Below are 18,012 nucleotides of genomic sequence, written 5' to 3'. Positions count from 1 at the left end.
TGACTAATGTTTGGTATCAGCTTCTCTGAACTGCTGCTCGTCGGCCTCGTCGCCCTGCTGGTGCTGGGCCCCGAGCGTCTGCCGGGTGCTGCGCGCACCGCCGGCCTGTGGGTCGGGCGGCTGAAGCGCAGCTTCAACGCGATCAAACAGGAAGTTGAACGTGAAATCGGTGCCGACGAGATTCGCCGGCAACTGCACAACGAGCACATTCTGTCCCTGGAGCAGGAGGCGCGGAAGATCTTCACGCCGACTCAACAGGAGCCGACGCCGGTGGAACCTGTGGCGACGCAGACAATTCATGCGCCTGCGACTGAGGCTACGCCGGTAGTTGCAGCCGCTGCACCTGCACCTGCACCTTCAGTAGAACCTGTTGCTCCTGCCGCCGCGCCGACAACGCCGGCGCCTCACGACACCACTTTGCCGCCGCGAGCCCCATGAGCGATCTCCCCGAAAACGACCAGCACATGCCGCTGGTTTCGCACCTCACCGAGTTGCGCACTCGCCTGCTGCGTTGTGTCGTGGCGGTGTTCATCATTTTTGCCGGGCTGTTCGCCTTCACCCAGCAGATCTACACCTTCGTCTCCACACCGCTGCGCCAGTACCTGCCGGCCGGCGCGACGATGATCGCCACCGACGTGTCGTCGCCGTTCCTGACGCCGCTGAAACTAACCATGATGGTCTCGCTGTTCCTGGCGATCCCGGTGATCCTGCACCAGATCTGGGGCTTTATCGCGCCAGGCCTGTACAAGCATGAGAAGCGCATCGCAGTGCCGTTGCTGGTCTCCAGCATTCTGCTGTTCTACACCGGCATGGCCTTCGCCTATTTCCTGGTGTTCCCGCTGATCTTCAAGTTCTTCGCCGCCGCCACCCCGGCCGGCGTGGAAATGATGACCGACATCACCAGCTACCTCGATTTCGTCATGACGCTGTTCTTCGCCTTCGGCGTGGCGTTCGAGATTCCGGTGGCTGTGGTGCTGCTGGTGTGGATCGGCGTGGTCAACGTCGCCTACCTGAAGAAAATCCGCCCGTATGTGATCATTGGCTGCTTCGTGGTCGGCATGATTCTGACGCCGCCGGACATCTTCTCGCAGACGTTGCTAGCTGTACCGATGTGGTTGCTGTTCGAAATCGGCATCCTGTTCGGCAGCCTGATCAGCAAGCGTGGCGAGCATCCGGACGACCAGCCAGCTGACGATCACAACGACCAGCCACCAGCGACCCAAGCGTGAACCTGCTGCTCCTCGAAGAGGCCGACTTCATTGCGGCCGACCGGGCGATCTTGCGCGATCGCCGGTTGACCCACATGCAGGAAGTCCACCGCTCGGTGGTTGGCGACAGCCTGCGGGTCGGGCGTATCGGCGGCTTGATGGGCTCAGCCGAGTTGCTGCGCCTGGACGCCGATGAAGCCGAGTTGCGCGTCACCCTCGACCAGCCGCCACCGGCCAAGCTGCCTCTGACTTTGGTGCTGGCTTTGCCGCGACCGAAAATGCTCCGCCGAGTGTTTCAGACCGTGGCCGCCATGGGTGTGCCGCGCATCGTGCTGGTGAACAGCTATCGCGTCGAGAAGAGTTTCTGGCAAACCCCGTTCCTGGAGCCCGAGGCGATTCGCGAGCAATTGATCCTGGGTCTTGAACAAGCCCGCGACAGCGTGCTGCCAGAGGTCGTCATCGAGAAGCGTTTCAAGCCCTTTGTCGAAGACCGTCTGCCGGCCATTACCGAAGGCACCCTCGGCCTGGTCGGTCATCCCGGTAACTACCCACCCTGCCCTCGCGGCCTGGACGAGCCAGTGACCCTGGCTATCGGCCCCGAAGGCGGCTGGATTCCCTACGAAATCGACTTGCTGGGCAAGGCTGGCCTGCAACCGGTGCAACTTGGTGACCGCATCCTGCGGGTTGAAACTGCCGTTACCGCGCTGCTCTCGCGGCTGTTTTAACGTCAAACATCACACCTGTGGCGACGGGGCAACCTGTAGGAGCGAGGCTTGCCCGCGAAGAACGATGACGCGTCATGCCTGAAAAACCGCGGTGCATTCTTCGCGGGCAAGCCTCGCTCCTACAGGATCTTCGTCGCTCAAATTTCTTAACATTAGGGCAAAACCCTCGCCGCCCGAACATTGCGCCGCGCCTACAGAACGCCGCTCGCCTGCCGATACAGCTCCCATAAAACCAATTAATGGTCCGAGGGAGTAGCAGCATGTACCGATGGCTGGCCGAGAAACTGGGAAATGTAAGCGTCAATCGCAAACTGGGTGTCGGCTTCGGTCTGGTGCTGCTTCTGACCTTGTTGATCACCTTTACCGGCTGGACCGGCCTGAGCGGTGTGATCAGCCGTGGCGATACGCTTGGGTTTATTTCCAGCCTCAATGAGCTGACCAAAGACCTGCGTCTCGCCCGTCTGGATTACGACATGCGCCGTGGCGAACAAGGCCCGGGCGCCGTCAACGAGCTGATCGGTCAACTCGATACCGGCCTGAAAACCGCCCGTACGCTGGTCGAACAGCCTGCCGACGTGGCAATGGTCGATCAACAGCTTGCCGCCGTCAGCGAGTACAAACGCGCCTTCGCTGATATGACTCAGGCTACCGCCACCCGCGAAGATGCTCGCAGCAAATTGGGCGCCACTGCCGATAACGCCGTGGCCCGGGTCGCTGAAGTCGAAAAATCCCTGCTGCAAGGCGACAGTGTCGCCCAGTTCAACAGCGTGATCGACCTGAGCAAGCTGATCCAGCAAGCGCGTTTCCAGGTCCGCGGTTACACCTACAGCGGCAAGCCCGAAGCCGAGCAGCCAGCGCTGGACGCCATCGGCAATGCTCTGAAAAACCTCGAAAGCCTGCCGTCTCAACTGCCGGAACAACACATCGCCAACCTGCAACAAGCGACCGACTCGCTCAAAGCCTATCGCGCGGCGGTCAGCCAATTCCGCGACTCCCAGGTCGCCAGCGCTGCCGCCCTCAAACGCATGAGCGCGCAAGGCGACATTCTGTTCGACGTCAGCAAAAAGCTCACCGTCTCGCAAACCGTCGTGCGTGACACCGATGCGGCACATGCAAAAAACCTGCTGCTGTTGGCCACCGTCCTGGCGTCAGCCTTTGGTTTGTTCGCGGCCTGGGCCATCACTCGCCAGATCGTCATTCCCCTGAGCCAGACCCTCAAAGTGGCCGAACGTGTTGCCGCGGGCGACCTGACTCACAATCTCATTTCAGAACGTCAGGACGAACTGGGTCAGCTACAGCGCGCCATGCAAAGCATGACCCTGGGCCTGCGAGAACTGATCGGTGGCATCAGCGATGGCGTGACCCAGATCGCCAGCGCCGCTGAAGAGCTGTCCGCCGTCACCGAGCAGACCAGCGCCGGGGTCAACAGCCAGAAGGTCGAGACCGATCAGGTGGCCACCGCCATGCATGAAATGACCGCCACGGTGCAAGAAGTCGCGCGCAATGCCGAGGAAGCGTCCGAAGCGGCCGTCGCCGCCGACCAACAAGCCCGCGAGGGTGACAGAGTGGTCGGCGAAGCCATCGCCCAGATCGAGCGCCTGGCCGTCGAAGTCGGCAACTCGACCGCCGCCATGGGCGATCTGAAACGCGAAAGCGACAAGATCGGCAGCGTGCTCGATGTGATCAAGTCCGTGGCCCAGCAAACCAACCTGCTGGCGCTCAACGCCGCCATCGAAGCCGCCCGCGCCGGTGAAGCCGGGCGCGGTTTTGCGGTGGTCGCCGACGAGGTCCGCAGCCTGGCTCAGCGCACACAGAAGTCCACCGAAGAAATCGAAGAGCTGATCGTCGGCCTGCAAACCGGCACTCAGCAGGTCGCGACCATCATGGACAACAGCCGCAGCCTGACTGACAGCAGTGTCGAACTGACCCGCCGCGCCGGTGGCTCGCTGGAAAGCATCACTCGAACCGTATCGGCGATCCAGTCAATGAACCAGCAGATCGCCGCCGCTGCCGAGCAACAGAGCGCCGTGGCTGAAGAGATCAACCGCAGCGTGCTGAACGTGCGTGATGTGTCCGAGCAGACCTCGGCCGCCAGTGAAGAGACCGCGGCCTCCAGCGTCGAGCTGGCACGGCTGGGGACGCATTTGCAGATGCTGGTGGGGCGGTTCAAGGTTTGAGCTGATGCGGGCATCCCGGTTCGCTTGAAACCGGGCTGATGCCATCGCGGGCAAGCCCGCTCCCACAGAATCCTGCCATCCATGTAGGAGCGAGGCTTGCCCGCGAAGGCTTCTCCCCGTTCTCACAGAATTTGCGCCCGCCCCAAAAAGCAGCAGGCGAAAAAAAGCCCCGCTTCCTTTCGAAAGCGGGGCTTTTCATCAGGCCAACTGAGGCTGCACGCTCACAGGCTTGAGCGGCAACAGCGGCGCATGGGGATCGGCATCCACCGATGTGCGCCAGGCTTGCAGCCACTCGGCGTGGCCTTCGTTCCAGACTTGCTCATGCAAGCGACCCAGTGCCACCGGATCACTCAGCAGGGCCACGCGCTCGTCGTTGGTCAGCCCGGCAGGCCCGACCTTCATCGCATGGCGAACCCGCTCGATACGCAGCCATTCGATTGGCTCGGCCTGACGGTGACGAGACGTCGCCAGCGCACACGCCAAAGCGTTCTGCTGAGGATCGACCACCGACCGGACGAAGCCGTCGTTCAGTGCATGCCAACGGTTTTCGTGGGTGTACTGATCGGTCGCCAGCAATTCCTGTGGCGGGGCATATTCCTCAGGAATCAGGAACAGGCTTTCGTCACGGGACTTCAGGCCCAGGCCGACGCGACTGGAGATCACCGATACCGGGATCGACAACATCAGCGAACCGACGATCGGCACCAGCCACCAGAGGAAGCTCGGGTTCAGCCAGATCACCAACAGCGCCCAGAAGAAGCCCAGCAAGGTTTGCGGACCGTGGCGTTTTACCGCTTCGCTCCATGGCGTCGAGTCATCGTCACGTTGTGGCGAGTTCCAGGTCGCGGCCCAGCCGAGGAACGCGGCGAGTACGAAACGGGTGTGGAAGATCATCCGCACCGGCGCCAGCAGCATGGAGAACAACATCTCCAGCAGCATCGACAGCGTCACCTTGAACTTGCCACCGAACTCTTTCGCGCCCTTGGCCCAGATCAGGATGATGCTCAGCAACTTCGGCAGGAACAGCAGCACGATGGTCGTCGAGAACAGCGCAATTGCCTTGTCCGGCTGCCATTGTGGCCACAGTGGATAGAGCTGACGCGGTTCCAGGAAGTATTGCGGCTCCATCAACGTGTTGACCGCCAGCAAGGCCGTCGACAACACCAGGAACAAGAACCACAACGGCGCAGACAGGTACGACATCACGCCGGTCAGGAACACCGCACGGTGCACCGGGTGCATGCCTTTTACCAGGAACAGCCGGAAGTTCATCAGGTTACCGTGGCACCAGCGACGGTCACGCTTGAGTTCGTCCAGCAGGTTCGGTGGCAGTTCTTCGTAGCTGCCGGGTAAGTCGTAGGCAATCCATACGCCCCAGCCGGCACGGCGCATCAGCGCAGCTTCGACGAAGTCGTGGGACAGAATCGCTCCGGCAAACGCGCCTTTACCGGGCAACGGCGCCAGGGCGCAGTGCTCGATGAACGGCTTCATGCGGATGATCGCGTTGTGACCCCAATAGTGGGATTCGCCCAACTGCCAGAAGTGCAGACCGGCGGTGAACAGCGGACCGTACACACGCGTGGCGAACTGCTGCATACGCGCATAAAGGGTGTCCATGCCCGACGCACGCGGCGCGGTCTGGATGATCCCGGCGTCCGGCGTGGCTTCCATCAGGCGCACCAGACTGCTCAGGCATTCGCCGCTCATCACGCTGTCGGCGTCGAGCACGACCATGTACTTGTAGTCACCACCCCAACGACGGCAGAAGTCGTCGAGGTTGCCGCTTTTACGTTTTACGCGGCGACGGCGGCGGCGATAGAAGATCTTGCCGAAGCCTTTGCCTTCACGGCAAACATCCAGCCAGGCCTGCTGCTCGGCAACGCAGATATCGGCGTCGTTACTGTCGCTGAGTACGAAAAAGTCGAAGCGATCCAGGTTACCCGAGGCCGCCACCGATTCGAAGGTCGCCCGCAAACCGGCGAACACCCGCGGCACGTCTTCGTTGCAGATCGGCATCACCAGTGCAGTGCGTGCGTCCTTCGCGATCGGCTCGTTGCCGGCGCTGGCGCCGGAAATGCGGTACTTGTCACGACCGGTGATCAGCTCAAGGAAGCCCATCAGCGCAGTCCAGAAACCGGCCGAGACCCAGCAGAACAGAATCCCGAACATAATCAGAATGCTGGTTTGCAAGGCATAGGGCAGCACTTGCGTGGCGGTTTGGCTCAGAGGTTGATGCAGGACTTCTTCAAGATCGACGAACGACCAGCCCTGGTACGGCATGATGCCTTTCATGTACCAGCCGGCGACGATCGTCTGACCGAGCATCAGCACCAGAAGGATGTAGCGTCGGATCGAACCGACGGTGCGCCAGCGAGCCGCCGGCAGCACGTTCTCATCCTTCGGCGGGGCCGGCGGATTGGTGCGACCGGTCAGCCGACGCCAGCCACGCACCAGAATGTTGGTGCGCCACGGCTCGGGCACGACTTTGGTCCGACGGATCGGTGGGGTTGCCTTCAGGCAAACCCGACCACTGGCGTCGAGCACCAGCATTTCCGCGTCCGCCAGTTCTTCGGCGGAGTTCAGGGTCAGGCGCCGGCCAACCGAGGCTTGAGCAGCCTCGGTTGGCGCGTCGAACGTCGAGGACGACAGACGTTCGTGCAGTTCACTGAAAGACTTGCAGCCCGCGAGTTCCGCGCGCTGCTCGTCGCTCATCGGCAAATGCGCCAGGTACTCGGCAAGCGTTTGTGGCTGTACGTGTGAATTACTCATCGGCGGGCAACTGATAGCTCCAGGTCTCGGTCAGGACTTGTTCAGTCGGTGCCGATTCCGTTGTGGCTGGGGCCGCTTGGGCAGCGACAGGCTGCTTGGCGTCTTTGTTGTCCTTGTCCTTGGTATCCTTGACTTGCAGGGCTTGTGATTCAGCCTGCTTGGCTTCCTTGTCCTTCTTCTCTTGCTGGCGGGCGGCAATCTTGTCGGCCTTGGCAACGGAAGAACTGGACGCTGGCGCAGCGGTCTTGAGCGCCTCGGCAGGCGTGATGTTCTTGACCAGCGCAGCGCGCATTTCGGTGGCCTTGCCCGGATCCTTGATCTTCATCCGCAAAGTCAGGCGCCAGCCCTTGGTTTCAGGGTTGTAACGGACGCTGTTCTCGACCAGTTCTGCGTTGTCGCCAACACTCACCTGGCTGCGCACTTCAGCATCTTCCGGCAGGACTTGCAGGGACGGGCCTTCGAAATCCACCAGATAGGCCACGCTGCCGTCCGGCTGACGAATCAGGTTCGACTGCTTGACGTCACCCGTGGAACGCAGGGTCTGTTGAACCCAGGCGCTGTCCGGCGAATGCAGGGAGGCTTCGTCGATGGTCCAGTGCATGCGGTAGGCAACGTCCAGGGACTGGCCAGGCTCAGGCAGTTTTTCCGGGCTCCAGAAAGCGACGATATTGTCGTTGGTTTCGTCGGCCGTAGGAATCTCTACCAGATCGACGGAGCCTTTGCCCCAATCGCCTTTCGGTTCGATCCAGGCACTTGGGCGCTTGTCGTAGCGGTCATCGAGGTCTTCGTAGTGACTGAAGTCACGGCCACGTTGCAGCAAGCCGAAACCGCGCGGGTTCTCGATCGAGAAGTTGCTCACCGCCAGGTGTTTCGGATTGTTCAGTGGGCGCCAGATCCATTCGCCGTTGCCGGCATGGATCGAAAGGCCGCTGGAATCGTGCAGCTCGCGACGGTAGTTCAGCACTTTCGACGGCTGGTTGGCGCCGAACAGGAACATGCTGGTCAACGGCGCAACGCCGAGTTTGGTGACTTTGTCACGCAGGAACATCTTGGCTTTGACGTCGACGACCGTGTCGCTGCCTGGACGCAGGGTCAGGCGATAGGCACCGGTGGCACGCGGTGAATCCAGCAGGGCGAAGATCACCAGATGCTTGTCGCCCGGCTTCGGCTGTTGAATCCAGAACTCGGTGAAGCGCGGGAACTCTTCGCCGGATGGCAACGCGGTATCAATGGCCATGCCGCGAGCGGAGAGCCCGTAGGTTTGCCCCTTGCCGATGACGCGGAAGTAGCTCGCGCCAAGCATGGTCATGATTTCGTCTTGCTTGTCGGCCTTGTTGATCGGGTACAGCACACGGAAACCGGCATAGCCCAGCTGTTCGGTGGCTTTAGGATCGAACTTCACGTCGCCGAAATCGAAACGACTTGGGTCGTATTTGATCTCTTCGACGGTGTTGGCCGTGATTTCGTTGATTTTCACCGGCGTATCGAAGTGCATGCCCTGGTGATAGAACGACAGCTTGAAGGGGGTTTTCTGGTTCGCCCATTCGGCTTTTTCCGTGAGGAACCGGATTTTTTGATAGTCCGCGAATTTCATCTCGCGAAATTCATTCGGCAGGTTACTGCGCGGGGCTTCGTACTTTTGCCCGGCCAGCTCTTTTGCCTTGACCGATACGTCATCCAGATTGAATGCCCAAAGTTGACCGGCGCTGAACAGGCAGAGCAGTGCAGAGCCTGCTACCAGAGCGCTTCGAAACCGTTTGGCAGACAATTTTGGTGCATTACAGGGACTAACAATCACGAGCAACCCTCGCCGAAAACAGATCAAAAAACCAACGGCCAGTTAAAGTGCCAGCACGGTGTGCGGTGGAAAAAAACCGACCCTGCGAACGACTCTTGCCAAGTTGGCGAGCATTGTTCCGACTCCTATGGGGCAAAATGATTCCCCAACAGGTCTCGGACAAGTCTCTACCTAAGTCAAAACGGACCAACGAACGCTGATCCCCGTAGCGCGCGATTATCTAGCAGGCCGCGTTACAACGCATCAGGGGGAACCAAGTATTTATCGGGAAAAGCCTCTGTTTTCAGTCGAAATGCACTTAAAAAGATGTTTCAAGCGCTTTCACGTCTGTAACAGGAAGGTTACCGGGCCATCATTGACCAGATGCACCTGCATATCCGCGCCGAATCTACCTGATGCCACAGTGCCATGCATCTGTTTCGCTTTACCTGTTAGATAGTCGAACAGTTCCTCACCCAAACCTGGAGGAGCCGCAGTCGAAAAACTTGGGCGCAACCCGTTTTTGGTGTCAGCGGCCAGGGTGAACTGCGAGACCAGCAGCAACCCGCCGCCTATGTCCGCCAAGGACAGATTCATCTTGCCCTCGGCGTCACTGAATACTCGATAGTTAAGCAGTTTATGCAGAAGTTTGTCGGCACTGGCCCGCGTATCGTCAGGCTCGACCGCCACCAGCACCAGCAACCCCTGATCTATCGCGCCAACCACCTCTCCCGCAACCTCGACTCGCGCGCCACGCACGCGTTGTAGCAGGCCCTTCATGCTTCGTCAGGCGACAAGTCGAGCATACGACGGGCCATCAGATCAGCGGCGCGTACCAAGGCATCCGTAATACCTGTTTCGGACGCCGCATGGCCGGCGTCGCGAATCACCTGCAACTCGCTGTTCGGCCAGGCCTGATGCAGTTCCCAGGCGTTGTCCAACGGACAGATCACGTCGTAGCGACCATGGACGATGACGCCGGGCAGGTGGGCGATCTTGGCCATGTCGCGAATCAACTGGTTCGGCTCGAGGAAAGCATTGTTGGTGAAGTAGTGGCACTCGATACGGGCGATGGACAACGCACGCTGAGGCTCGGAGAAGCGGTCGACCACCAGCGGATTCGGCCGCAGGGTGGCGGTGCGCCCTTCCCACATGGACCAGGCTTTGGCCGCGTGCATCTGGGCGATCTGATCGTTGCCGACCAGGCGTTTGTGGAACGCCGAGAGCAAGTCGTGGCGCTCATCCTGCGGGATCGGCGCGATGTAGTCCTGCCAGTAATCGGGAAACAGGCGACTGGCGCCACACTGGTAGAACCACTCGATTTCCTGGGGACGGCAGAGAAAAATCCCGCGCAGAATCAAACCGAGCACGCGTTCCGGATGGGTTTGCGCGTAGGCCAGGGCCAGGGTCGACCCCCAGGAGCCGCCGAACAGCACCCATTTGTCGATGCCCAGGTGCTTGCGAATCCGCTCGAGGTCGGCGACCAGATCCCAGGTGGTGTTGTTTTCCAGGCTGGCGTGGGGCGTGGAGCGACCGCAACCACGCTGGTCGAAAGTGACAATGCGATACAGGTTCGGATCAAAATACCGGCGGCTCTGGGCATCACACCCGGCGCCGGGACCGCCGTGGATGAACACCACCGGCAAACCTTCCGGCGAACCGCTTTCGTCGACATACAGCGTGTGGGTTTTATCGACGGCCAGATCGTGCCGGGCGTGGGGTTTGATCTGCGGGTACAAAGTCTGCATTGCGCGCTCCGTAAGGGGTCGAGGTCATCCCTGGGGGGACTTCTATTATTCTGCCGTCCGGCATCATAAACCCGAATTACGTCAATGAGCATGCCCCTTGCAGCGTCAGAGTTTGTCAGCCGTCGTCTCAGCCAAATAGCCGAGCAGGGTTTCATAGAGCCGGTCGACCTCGGCGACCTGCCCCCGCGCCCGCAAACAGCCGTGAACCAGTCCTTCCCCGTAATAAAGCGTTGCGCTCACGCCGGCGGCGTTGAGTCGCTCGGCGTAAAGCACGCCGTCATCGCGCAGCGGGTCGAACTGCGCCACGGCGATCAACGCCGGTGGCAGACCGCTGAAATCGTCGGCGAGCAAGGGCATCGCATAGGCACCCGGTTGTCGACTACCGCCCAAATACAACGCGAAATAACACTCCAGGTCGCTGCTGCTGAGCAATGGCGCATCGGTGCACTCGCTGCGCGACGGCAATCGGTGATCGCCGCCCAGTCCCGGATAGATCAGAACTTGCGCGCACGGCATAGGTTCGTCGGCATCGCGTAAAGCGAGGCACAACGCGGCGGCAAGGTTGCCGCCAGCGCTGTCGCCCACCACCAGGGTGCGTGCAGGGTCGAGCCGAAACGGTCCTGTACGCAGCGCGCGCCAGACACCCAGGCAGTCATCGAACGCCGCTGGAAATGGATGCTCCGGCGCCAACCGATAATCGACGGCGATCACCAGCACGCCGAGCACCGACGCCAGTTCGGCACAGATGAAGGCGTGGGAGTCCAGATCCCCCACCATCCAACCGCCACCGTGCAGATACACAATGCACGGCCAACCGTTGGTCGATGGCGTGACCGGCGGTTGCCAGGAGCGCACGGCAACGCCTGCCAATTGAAAGTCGGCCACCTCAAGCCCCGCAGGACACGGTGGGGTAAACGCCTGGCACATCTCGCTGTAGGCCTGACGCAAACCGGGGAGGCTGCTGTCGGTGCTGTTGAAGCTGAGGGTTTTCTCGACGAAAGCCGCCATCTGTTCAGAGAGTGGATAAGAAGTCATGAGTCTGCAGCCAAGAGGAGAAAATTGAGCGACGAAAATCCTGTAGGAGCGAGGCTTGCCCGCGAAGAACGATGACGCGCAATGCCTGAAAAACCACGGCGCATTCTTCGCGGGCAAGCCTCGCTCCTACAGCATCAGGGCAACCCCCTCGCCACAGTGATCCCGCTCGACCAGTCAGTTCTTCAAACTGGCCTGAACGGTTGCCACACCCTCCTTGCCATCAAAACTGCTGACCCCTGCCAGCCAGCGCTGAAGATCTTCAGGATGATCACGCAGCCATTGCCTGGCGACATCCTGCGGCGTCTTGCGCTCCATGATCGGCACCATCAACTGACTTTCCTGGGCGGCGGTGAAGGTCAGGTTTGCCAGCAAGCGGTTCACGTTCGGGCAGCGCTCGGCATAGTCCGGCGCGGTCACGGTGGAAACGGTCGCCGCTCCCTCGTTCGGCCCGTAGACGTCTTCGCTGCCGGTCAGGTAGGTGACGTTCATGTTGATGTTCATCGGATGTGGGGTCCAGCCGACGAACACCACGAACTCCTTGCGATTGACCGCCCGTTGTACGGCGGCGAGCATCCCGGCCTCACCGGACTCGATCAGTTTGAAGTCCTTCAAGCCAAATTGATTGCTCTCGATCATGGTTTTGATCGTGGTGTTGGCGCCGCTGCCCGGCTCGATGCCGTAGATCTTGCCGCCGAGCTGATCCTTGAATCTGGCGATGTCGGCGAAGGTTTTCAGGCCCGCCGCCGCAACATAGTCAGGCACGGCAAGGGTCGCCTGGGCATCCGAGAGGCTCGGTTTGTCCATGACCTTCACTTGATTGGCAGCCACAAACGGCGCGATGTTTTTGTCCATCGCCGGTTTCCAGTAACCGAGGAAGATATCGAGGCGTTTGTCGCGGATGCCGGCGAAGATGATTTGTTGCACGGCGCTGGTTTGCTTGCTTTCGTAGCCGAGGCCGTTGAGCAATACGTCAGCCATGCCACTGGTGGCGATGACGTCGGTCCAGTTGACCACGCCCATGCGTACGGTTTTGCAGGATGGCTCGTCACTGGCCAGAACGCTGGTGCTCAGAAAAGCCGTGCCGCAGAGGATTGAGAGACAGCGGGTGAACAGTCGTTTCATCGGGAGAGTCTCGTGCGGCAGATTATTGTGAGGGCCGGTATCTTCGTGCACCGTGCCCAGAACATTACGCAGCGTCGAGAGGGTAAAAGTGAACTGTGGCGACCGAGATTTGCACGGTGGCGACAGTTCCAGTCAGGTATCGAGGCGAGTGATGACCTGTAGCGTAGGGGTTAAGCGCAATCCATGTGGGAGCGGGCTTGCTCGCGAAGACGGTGTACCAGGCAACATAGATGTCGACTGACACTCCCTCTTCGCGAGCAAGCCCGCTCCCACAGGTGAATGGTTATGCCTGATATCGCTGTTGACCCCAAGCCAGCAACCCTTGCAGCAATTCCCTGAGCACCACTTGCGTCGGCGCTGCCAAATCCGGGCGATAACGGAACGGCTCGAACTCTTCCATGTACGTGCACTGACCCAACTCAAGTTGCACGGCATGGATGTTCTCGGCCGGGTTGCCATAGTGCCGGGTGATGTGCCCGCCCTTGAAGCGACCGTTCAGCACATGGCTGTAATCGCCGTGCCGTGCGCAGATGGCTTCCAGTTGGCTGGCCAGTTGTGGATCGCAACTGGCGCCGTTGAAGGTGCCGAGGTTGAAGTCCGGCAGTTTGCCGTCGAACAGGTGCGGGATGATCGAGCGGATCGAGTGTGCATCGAACAGCAGCGCGTAGCCGAATTCGGCTTTCAGTCGCGCCAGCTCTTCCTGCAAGGTGCGGTGGTACGGCGTCCAGATGTGCTCCAGATAATTCGCGCGTTCTGTGGCCGAGGGCTCCATACCCTCACGGAACAATGGAATACCGTCGAACAACGTCGCCGGGTACAAACCAGTGGTGGCGCCGACATATAAAGGCTTGTCATCGGACGGTCGGTTCAGGTCGATGACAAATCGCGAGTACTCGGCTGCCAAGGTGCTGGCGCCCAGCTCGGCGGCGAATTCGTACAGCCTGGGGATGTGCCAGTCGGTGTCCGGCAGGCTTTTCGCGTCGGGAATCAACCCGGCTTCGACCGCCGGGGTCAGTCGCAGGCCGGCGTGGGGCATGCTGATCAGCAGCGGCACGCGGCCTTGTTTGAAGTTCAGAACCTTATCCACAACTGCTCTCCTAAACGCTTGTTTCGACGCCGTGACGCACGACGCGTTTTTCCAGGTCGCCGCCCAGCCAGTACGACAGGTCGGCTGGTCGATCAATCTGCCAGGCGACGAAGTCTGCGACTTTGCCGGCTTCCAGCGAACCATGAGTCTCGGCCATGCCCAGCGCGGTGGCGGCATGAATCGTTGCGCCAGCCAGGGCCTCTTCCGGGGTCATGCGCAAACAGGTGCAGGCCATGTTCAACATCAAGCGCAACGACAGCGCCGGCGAAGTACCCGGGTTGAGGTCGCTGGCGATGGCGATTTTTACGCCGTGTTTGCGCAGGGCTTCCATCGGCGGCAATTGGGTTTCCCGCAGGAAGTAAAACGCGCCGGGCAGCAACACCGCGACCGTGCCGGACTTGGCCATGGCGATGGCGTCGTCTTCGGTCATGAATTCCAGATGATCGGCGGATAATGCGTGGTAACGCGCCGCCAGGCTCGAACCGTGCAGCGACGACAATTGCTCGGCATGCAGCTTCACCGGCAAACCGAGGTTCTGCGCGGCGACGAAAACCCGTTCGACCTGTTCCGGCGAAAACCCCAGGTATTCACAGAAAGCGTCCACTGCATCCACTAGCCCTTCGGCAGCCAGGGCCGGGAGCATTTCAGTGCAGATGTGATCGATGTAAGCATCGGCGCGGTCTGTGTATTCCGGCGGCAAGGCATGGGCCGCCAGGCAGGTGCTGCGCACGCTGACTGGCAGCTCGGCGCCGAGACGACGAACGACCCGAAGCATCTTGCGTTCGTTGGTCAGGTCCAGGCCATAACCGGACTTGATTTCAATGCTGGTGACGCCATCGCGCATCAGGCTTTTCAGACGCTTGGCGGCGCTGGCGAACAACTCGTCTTCGCTGGCAGCTCGGGTGGCGCGCACGGTGCTGGCGATACCGCCGCCGGCCGCTGCAATTTCCGCATAGCTGACGCCTTGCAGACGCTGCTCGAATTCACCGCTGCGGTTGCCACCGAACACCGTGTGAGTGTGGCAGTCGATCAGGCCCGGAGTGACCCAGGCCCCGTTGAGGTCATTGACGGCCGGGTACTCGCCCGACGGCAGTTCGCCGCGCGGACCAATCCACTCAATGTGCGCACCGGACGTCACGATGGCCGCATCCTCGATGATCGAGTAGACGCCTTGCGCCATGGTTGCGACGTGGCAGTGTTGCCAGAGAGTTTTCATCCGTGGCCTCCGTTAGGTTATCGATGAGAAAAAGAAGGTTCCCGCTCCACCGGTACTGCCTTGCCTGCCGCCGGTTTCACCCACGTCAGGTAGGCCAGCACCAGCAATACAATCCAGACCACGCCGACGACCAGAGCCGCCTGGGTGTCCGGGAAATAGCCCAGCACGCCAAAGATGAACAGCATGAAGGCAATCGCCGCCATCGGCGCATAGGGCCAGAACGGCACCGGGAATTTCAGTTGGGTGACCTGATCCGCGCTCATGGAGCGACGCATCGCCACCTGGGTGAACAGAATCATCAGCCAGACCCACACCGTGGCAAAGGTCGCAACGGAGGCGATTAACAGAAAGACGTTTTCCGGAATCAGGTAGTTCAGCAACACGCCCAGCAGCAGCGCGCTGCTCATCACCACCACTGTCAGCCACGGCACACCATTGCGCGACAAGCGGGCAAAGCCTTTGGGGGCGTGCCCTTGCTGAGCCAGGCCATACATCATGCGACCCGCGCCGAAGATGTCACTGTTAATCGCCGACACCGCCGCCGAGATCACCACGATATTGAGGATGGTCGCCGCCGAGCTGATACCCAGGTTGTCGAAAATCTGCACGAATGGGCTGCCTTGGCTGCCGATCTGCTGCCATGGAAAGATCGACATCAGCACCAGCATCGTCAGCACGTAGAACAACAAAATACGCAACGGTACGGCATTGATCGCCCGGGGCAGCACGCGCTGTGGGTCTTTGGCCTCACCAGCCGTTACGCCGATGATTTCAATGCCGCCAAACGCAAACATCACCACGGCGAACGAAGCGATCAGGCCACCCACGCCATTGGGCATGAAGCCGCCATGGCTCCAGAGATTGCTGATGTCAGTCGCCTGGGCGCCAGGCGCGGTGCTGATGCCGAACAACATGATGCCGAAGCCACCGAGGATCATCGCGACGATGGCCGCGACCTTGAGCAGCGACAGCCAGAACTCCATTTCGCCAAAGACTTTGACGTTACACAGGTTCAAGCCGCCGACCACCGAAACGATGCCCAGGACCCAGATCCAGCGATCGACTTCCGGAAACCAGAAGCCCATGTAAATGCCGAATGCGGTGACGTCGGCCATGCCGACGATGACCATTTCAAATGCGTAGGTCCAACCGAGGATGAAGCCCGCCATCGGCCCTAGATAGGTGCTGGCGTACTGGCCGAATGAGCCCGCCACCGGGTTGTGCACCGCCATCTCGCCGAGGGCGCGCATGACCATGAACACCGCCGCGCCACCGATCAGGTAAGCGAGCAGGACCGCAGGCCCGGCCATTTGGATGGCCGAGGCAGAACCGTAAAACAGCCCGGTGCCGATCGCCGACCCCAGCGCCATGAAGCGAATATGTCGGGCAGAGAGCCCGCGTTTCAAACCTTTTGTTGGCTGTTGCATTTTTCGTCCTTAATTATTCTTATCCGACGCAAAATCGAATCGCGAGCAGGCTCGCTCCCACAGGTTCAGCGCAATCCAATGTGGGAGCGGGCTTGCTCGCGAAGAGGCCATTACAGGCTAGGCAACAACTTCGCCGAAACCAGCTCGTTCAGACAACGAGTCGCCAGAAGCTCGCTAGCAGCATTGATGTCCGGCGCAAAGAACCGATCCTTCTCATAGAACGGCACTTCGGCACGCAGAATGGCACGAGCCTTTTCCAGTTTCGTCGAGGTCTTCAAACCCTCACGCAGATCCAGACCCTGGCAGGCCGCCAACCATTCCACCGCGAGAACGCCGCGAGTGTTTTCGGCCATTTCCCACAGACGCTTGCCCGCCGCCGGAGCCATGGACACGTGGTCTTCCTGGTTGGCCGACGTTGGCAGACTGTCCACCGAATGCGGATGAGACAGTGCCTTGTTCTCGCTAGCCAGTGCGGCAGCGGTCACCTGGGCGATCATGAAGCCGGAGTTCACGCCGCCATTGGCCACCAGGAATGGCGGCAGTTGCGACATGTGCTTGTCCATCATCAGCGAGATGCGGCGCTCGCTCAGAGAGCCGATTTCGGCGATGGCCAGGGCCATGTTGTCGGCGGCCATGGCCACCGGCTCGGCGTGGAAGTTACCGCCCGAGATCACATCACCTTCAGCGGCGAACACCAGCGGGTTGTCCGATACAGCGTTGGCTTCGACAGCGAGCACTTCGGCAGCCTGACGGAACTGGGTCAGGCAGGCGCCCATGACTTGCGGCTGGCAGCGCAGGGAGTACGGGTCCTGGACCTTTTCGCAGTTCTGGTGCGAGTCGGACACTTCGCTGCGCTCGCCCAGCAGATCGCGATAAGCGGCAGCGGCATCGATCTGGCCTTTCTGGCCACGAGCGGCGTGGATGCGGGCGTCGAACGGCGAGCGCGAGCCCAATACCGCTTCAACCGTCATACCACCAATAGCCAGGGCGCCAGCGAACAGGTCTTCACCTTCGAACAGACCACGCAACGCGTAAGCGGTGGACACCTGAGTACCGTTGAGCAGCGCCAGACCTTCTTTGGCAGCCAGGGTCAGCGGGGTCAGACCGGCAACTTTCAGCGCTTCGGTGGCTTCCATCCACTCGCCTTTGTAGCGCGCCTTGCCTTCGCCCAGCAGCACCAGCGACATGTGCGCCAAAGGCGCCAAGTCACCGGACGCACCTACCGAACCTTTCAATGGAATGTGCGGGTAAACCTCGGCATTGATCAGGGCGATCAGTGCATCGATTACCACGCGACGGATACCCGAGAAGCCACGGCTCAGGCTGTTGACCTTGAGCACCATGACCAAGCGAACCAGTGCGTCGCTGATCGGCTCGCCGACACCGGCGGCGTGGGATAAAACGAGCGAGCGCTGGAGGTTTTCCAGGTCTTCGCTGGCGATACGGGTCGAAGCCAGCAGGCCGAAACCGGTGTTGATGCCATAAGCGGTGCGGTTCTCGGCGAGGATCTGTTCCACGCAGGCAACGCTGGCTTCGATCTGGGCCGATGCACTGTTGTCGAGGGTGATTTTGACCGGGTGCTGATAAACATCACGCAGTTGGGCAAGGCTCAGTTGGCCGGGAATCAAATTAAGCGCAGTCATTTTATGCTCCTTTTGAGAGTTTGTTGTTAACTCACCAGACGCTCCGGAGATGTCCGTTGTCCGTCGCGTCTGCCTTTT

At 60.6% G+C, this 18,012-nt stretch carries 14 protein-coding genes; 4 read left to right on the top strand and 10 right to left on the bottom strand.

Going from position 1 to position 18,012, the window contains the following annotated elements:
- Positions 1-6 precede the first annotated feature (6 nt).
- From tatB to KW837_RS15535, 4 genes are all read left to right on the top strand, one after another.
- Entirely contained in the window at positions 7-438 is a 432-nt protein-coding gene (gene tatB / locus KW837_RS15550) for a Sec-independent protein translocase protein TatB (protein WP_218397009.1), read from the top strand.
- Positions 435-1,229, top strand: coding sequence for a twin-arginine translocase subunit TatC (gene tatC / locus KW837_RS15545; protein WP_007899282.1), 795 nt, complete (start codon positions 435-437; stop codon positions 1,227-1,229). The genes tatB and tatC overlap by 4 nt, the downstream gene beginning before the upstream one ends.
- On the top strand, positions 1,226-1,933 hold the full coding sequence (locus tag KW837_RS15540; protein ID WP_008005066.1) for a 16S rRNA (uracil(1498)-N(3))-methyltransferase: 708 nt from the start codon (positions 1,226-1,228) through the stop codon (positions 1,931-1,933). The genes tatC and KW837_RS15540 overlap by 4 nt, the downstream gene beginning before the upstream one ends.
- 260 nt (positions 1,934-2,193) lie before the next feature.
- Complete coding sequence (locus KW837_RS15535) at positions 2,194-4,110, top strand: methyl-accepting chemotaxis protein (protein WP_218397007.1); 1,917 nt, start codon at positions 2,194-2,196, stop codon at positions 4,108-4,110.
- A 198-nt stretch (positions 4,111-4,308) separates the two neighbouring features.
- On the opposite strand, the gene mdoH is transcribed toward KW837_RS15535, so the two are convergent.
- The 10 genes from mdoH to hutH all read right to left on the bottom strand — a co-directional run bounded on the left by mdoH (position 4,309) and on the right by hutH (position 17,934).
- Positions 4,309-6,879 carry a glucans biosynthesis glucosyltransferase MdoH gene (mdoH, locus tag KW837_RS15530; protein ID WP_218397005.1) on the bottom strand — a complete coding sequence of 857 codons (2,571 nt, stop codon included), beginning with the start codon at positions 6,877-6,879 and terminating at the stop codon, positions 4,309-4,311.
- Positions 6,872-8,677, bottom strand: a complete 1,806-nt coding sequence (locus KW837_RS15525) for a glucan biosynthesis protein G (protein ID WP_218397003.1) — start codon at positions 8,675-8,677, stop codon at positions 6,872-6,874. Before KW837_RS15525 ends, mdoH begins: the two co-directional genes overlap by 8 nt.
- Before the next feature lie 321 nt (positions 8,678-8,998).
- Positions 8,999-9,436, bottom strand: coding sequence for a D-aminoacyl-tRNA deacylase (dtd, locus tag KW837_RS15520; protein WP_218397001.1), 438 nt, complete (start codon positions 9,434-9,436; stop codon positions 8,999-9,001).
- Positions 9,433-10,404 (bottom strand): prolyl aminopeptidase, encoded by a 972-nt coding sequence (gene pip, locus KW837_RS15515; RefSeq protein ID WP_218396999.1) that lies wholly within the window; start codon positions 10,402-10,404, stop codon positions 9,433-9,435. Before pip ends, dtd begins: the two co-directional genes overlap by 4 nt.
- 105 nt (positions 10,405-10,509) lie before the next feature.
- Positions 10,510-11,439 (bottom strand): alpha/beta hydrolase, encoded by a 930-nt coding sequence (locus KW837_RS15510; protein WP_218396997.1) that lies wholly within the window; start codon positions 11,437-11,439, stop codon positions 10,510-10,512.
- 174 nt (positions 11,440-11,613) lie between these two features.
- Entirely contained in the window at positions 11,614-12,561 is a 948-nt protein-coding gene (locus KW837_RS15505; RefSeq protein WP_218396995.1) for a choline ABC transporter substrate-binding protein, read from the bottom strand.
- Between the two features lie 283 nt (positions 12,562-12,844).
- Complete coding sequence (gene hutG, locus KW837_RS15500) at positions 12,845-13,648, bottom strand: N-formylglutamate deformylase (protein WP_218396993.1); 804 nt, start codon at positions 13,646-13,648, stop codon at positions 12,845-12,847.
- A gap of 10 nt (positions 13,649-13,658) precedes the next feature.
- A complete protein-coding gene (gene hutI, locus KW837_RS15495) occupies positions 13,659-14,864 on the bottom strand; it encodes an imidazolonepropionase (RefSeq protein ID WP_218396991.1) in 1,206 nt (401 codons plus the stop codon).
- A 17-nt stretch (positions 14,865-14,881) separates the two neighbouring features.
- On the bottom strand, positions 14,882-16,291 hold the full coding sequence (locus KW837_RS15490) for an amino acid permease (RefSeq protein WP_218396989.1): 1,410 nt from the start codon (positions 16,289-16,291) through the stop codon (positions 14,882-14,884).
- Positions 16,292-16,401: 110 nt separating this feature from the next.
- Positions 16,402-17,934, bottom strand: a complete 1,533-nt coding sequence (hutH, locus tag KW837_RS15485) for a histidine ammonia-lyase (protein ID WP_218396987.1) — start codon at positions 17,932-17,934, stop codon at positions 16,402-16,404.
- Between the last annotated feature and the right edge of the window lie 78 nt (positions 17,935-18,012).

The sequence above is a fragment of the Pseudomonas sp. PDM24 genome (genome assembly GCF_019218905.1).
Classification (GTDB): domain Bacteria; phylum Pseudomonadota; class Gammaproteobacteria; order Pseudomonadales; family Pseudomonadaceae; genus Aquipseudomonas.
This window is presented reverse-complemented; position numbering and strand designations above follow the sequence as displayed.

What these genes read in the sequence shown, in the direction of transcription:
- KW837_RS15490 (WP_218396989.1), bottom strand. Translation starts at nt 16,291, where the DNA reads ATGCAACAGCCAACAAAAGGTTTGAAACGCGGGCTCTCTGCCCGACAT.
- tatC (WP_007899282.1), top strand. Translation starts at nt 435, where the DNA reads ATGAGCGATCTCCCCGAAAACGACCAGCACATGCCGCTGGTTTCGCAC.
- tatB (WP_218397009.1), top strand. Translation starts at nt 7, where the DNA reads ATGTTTGGTATCAGCTTCTCTGAACTGCTGCTCGTCGGCCTCGTCGCC.
- KW837_RS15535 (WP_218397007.1), top strand. Translation starts at nt 2,194, where the DNA reads ATGTACCGATGGCTGGCCGAGAAACTGGGAAATGTAAGCGTCAATCGC.
- mdoH (WP_218397005.1), bottom strand. Translation starts at nt 6,879, where the DNA reads ATGAGTAATTCACACGTACAGCCACAAACGCTTGCCGAGTACCTGGCG.
- KW837_RS15510 (WP_218396997.1), bottom strand. Translation starts at nt 11,439, where the DNA reads ATGACTTCTTATCCACTCTCTGAACAGATGGCGGCTTTCGTCGAGAAA.
- KW837_RS15505 (WP_218396995.1), bottom strand. Translation starts at nt 12,561, where the DNA reads ATGAAACGACTGTTCACCCGCTGTCTCTCAATCCTCTGCGGCACGGCT.
- pip (WP_218396999.1), bottom strand. Translation starts at nt 10,404, where the DNA reads ATGCAGACTTTGTACCCGCAGATCAAACCCCACGCCCGGCACGATCTG.
- dtd (WP_218397001.1), bottom strand. Translation starts at nt 9,436, where the DNA reads ATGAAGGGCCTGCTACAACGCGTGCGTGGCGCGCGAGTCGAGGTTGCG.
- hutH (WP_218396987.1), bottom strand. Translation starts at nt 17,934, where the DNA reads ATGACTGCGCTTAATTTGATTCCCGGCCAACTGAGCCTTGCCCAACTG.
- hutI (WP_218396991.1), bottom strand. Translation starts at nt 14,864, where the DNA reads ATGAAAACTCTCTGGCAACACTGCCACGTCGCAACCATGGCGCAAGGC.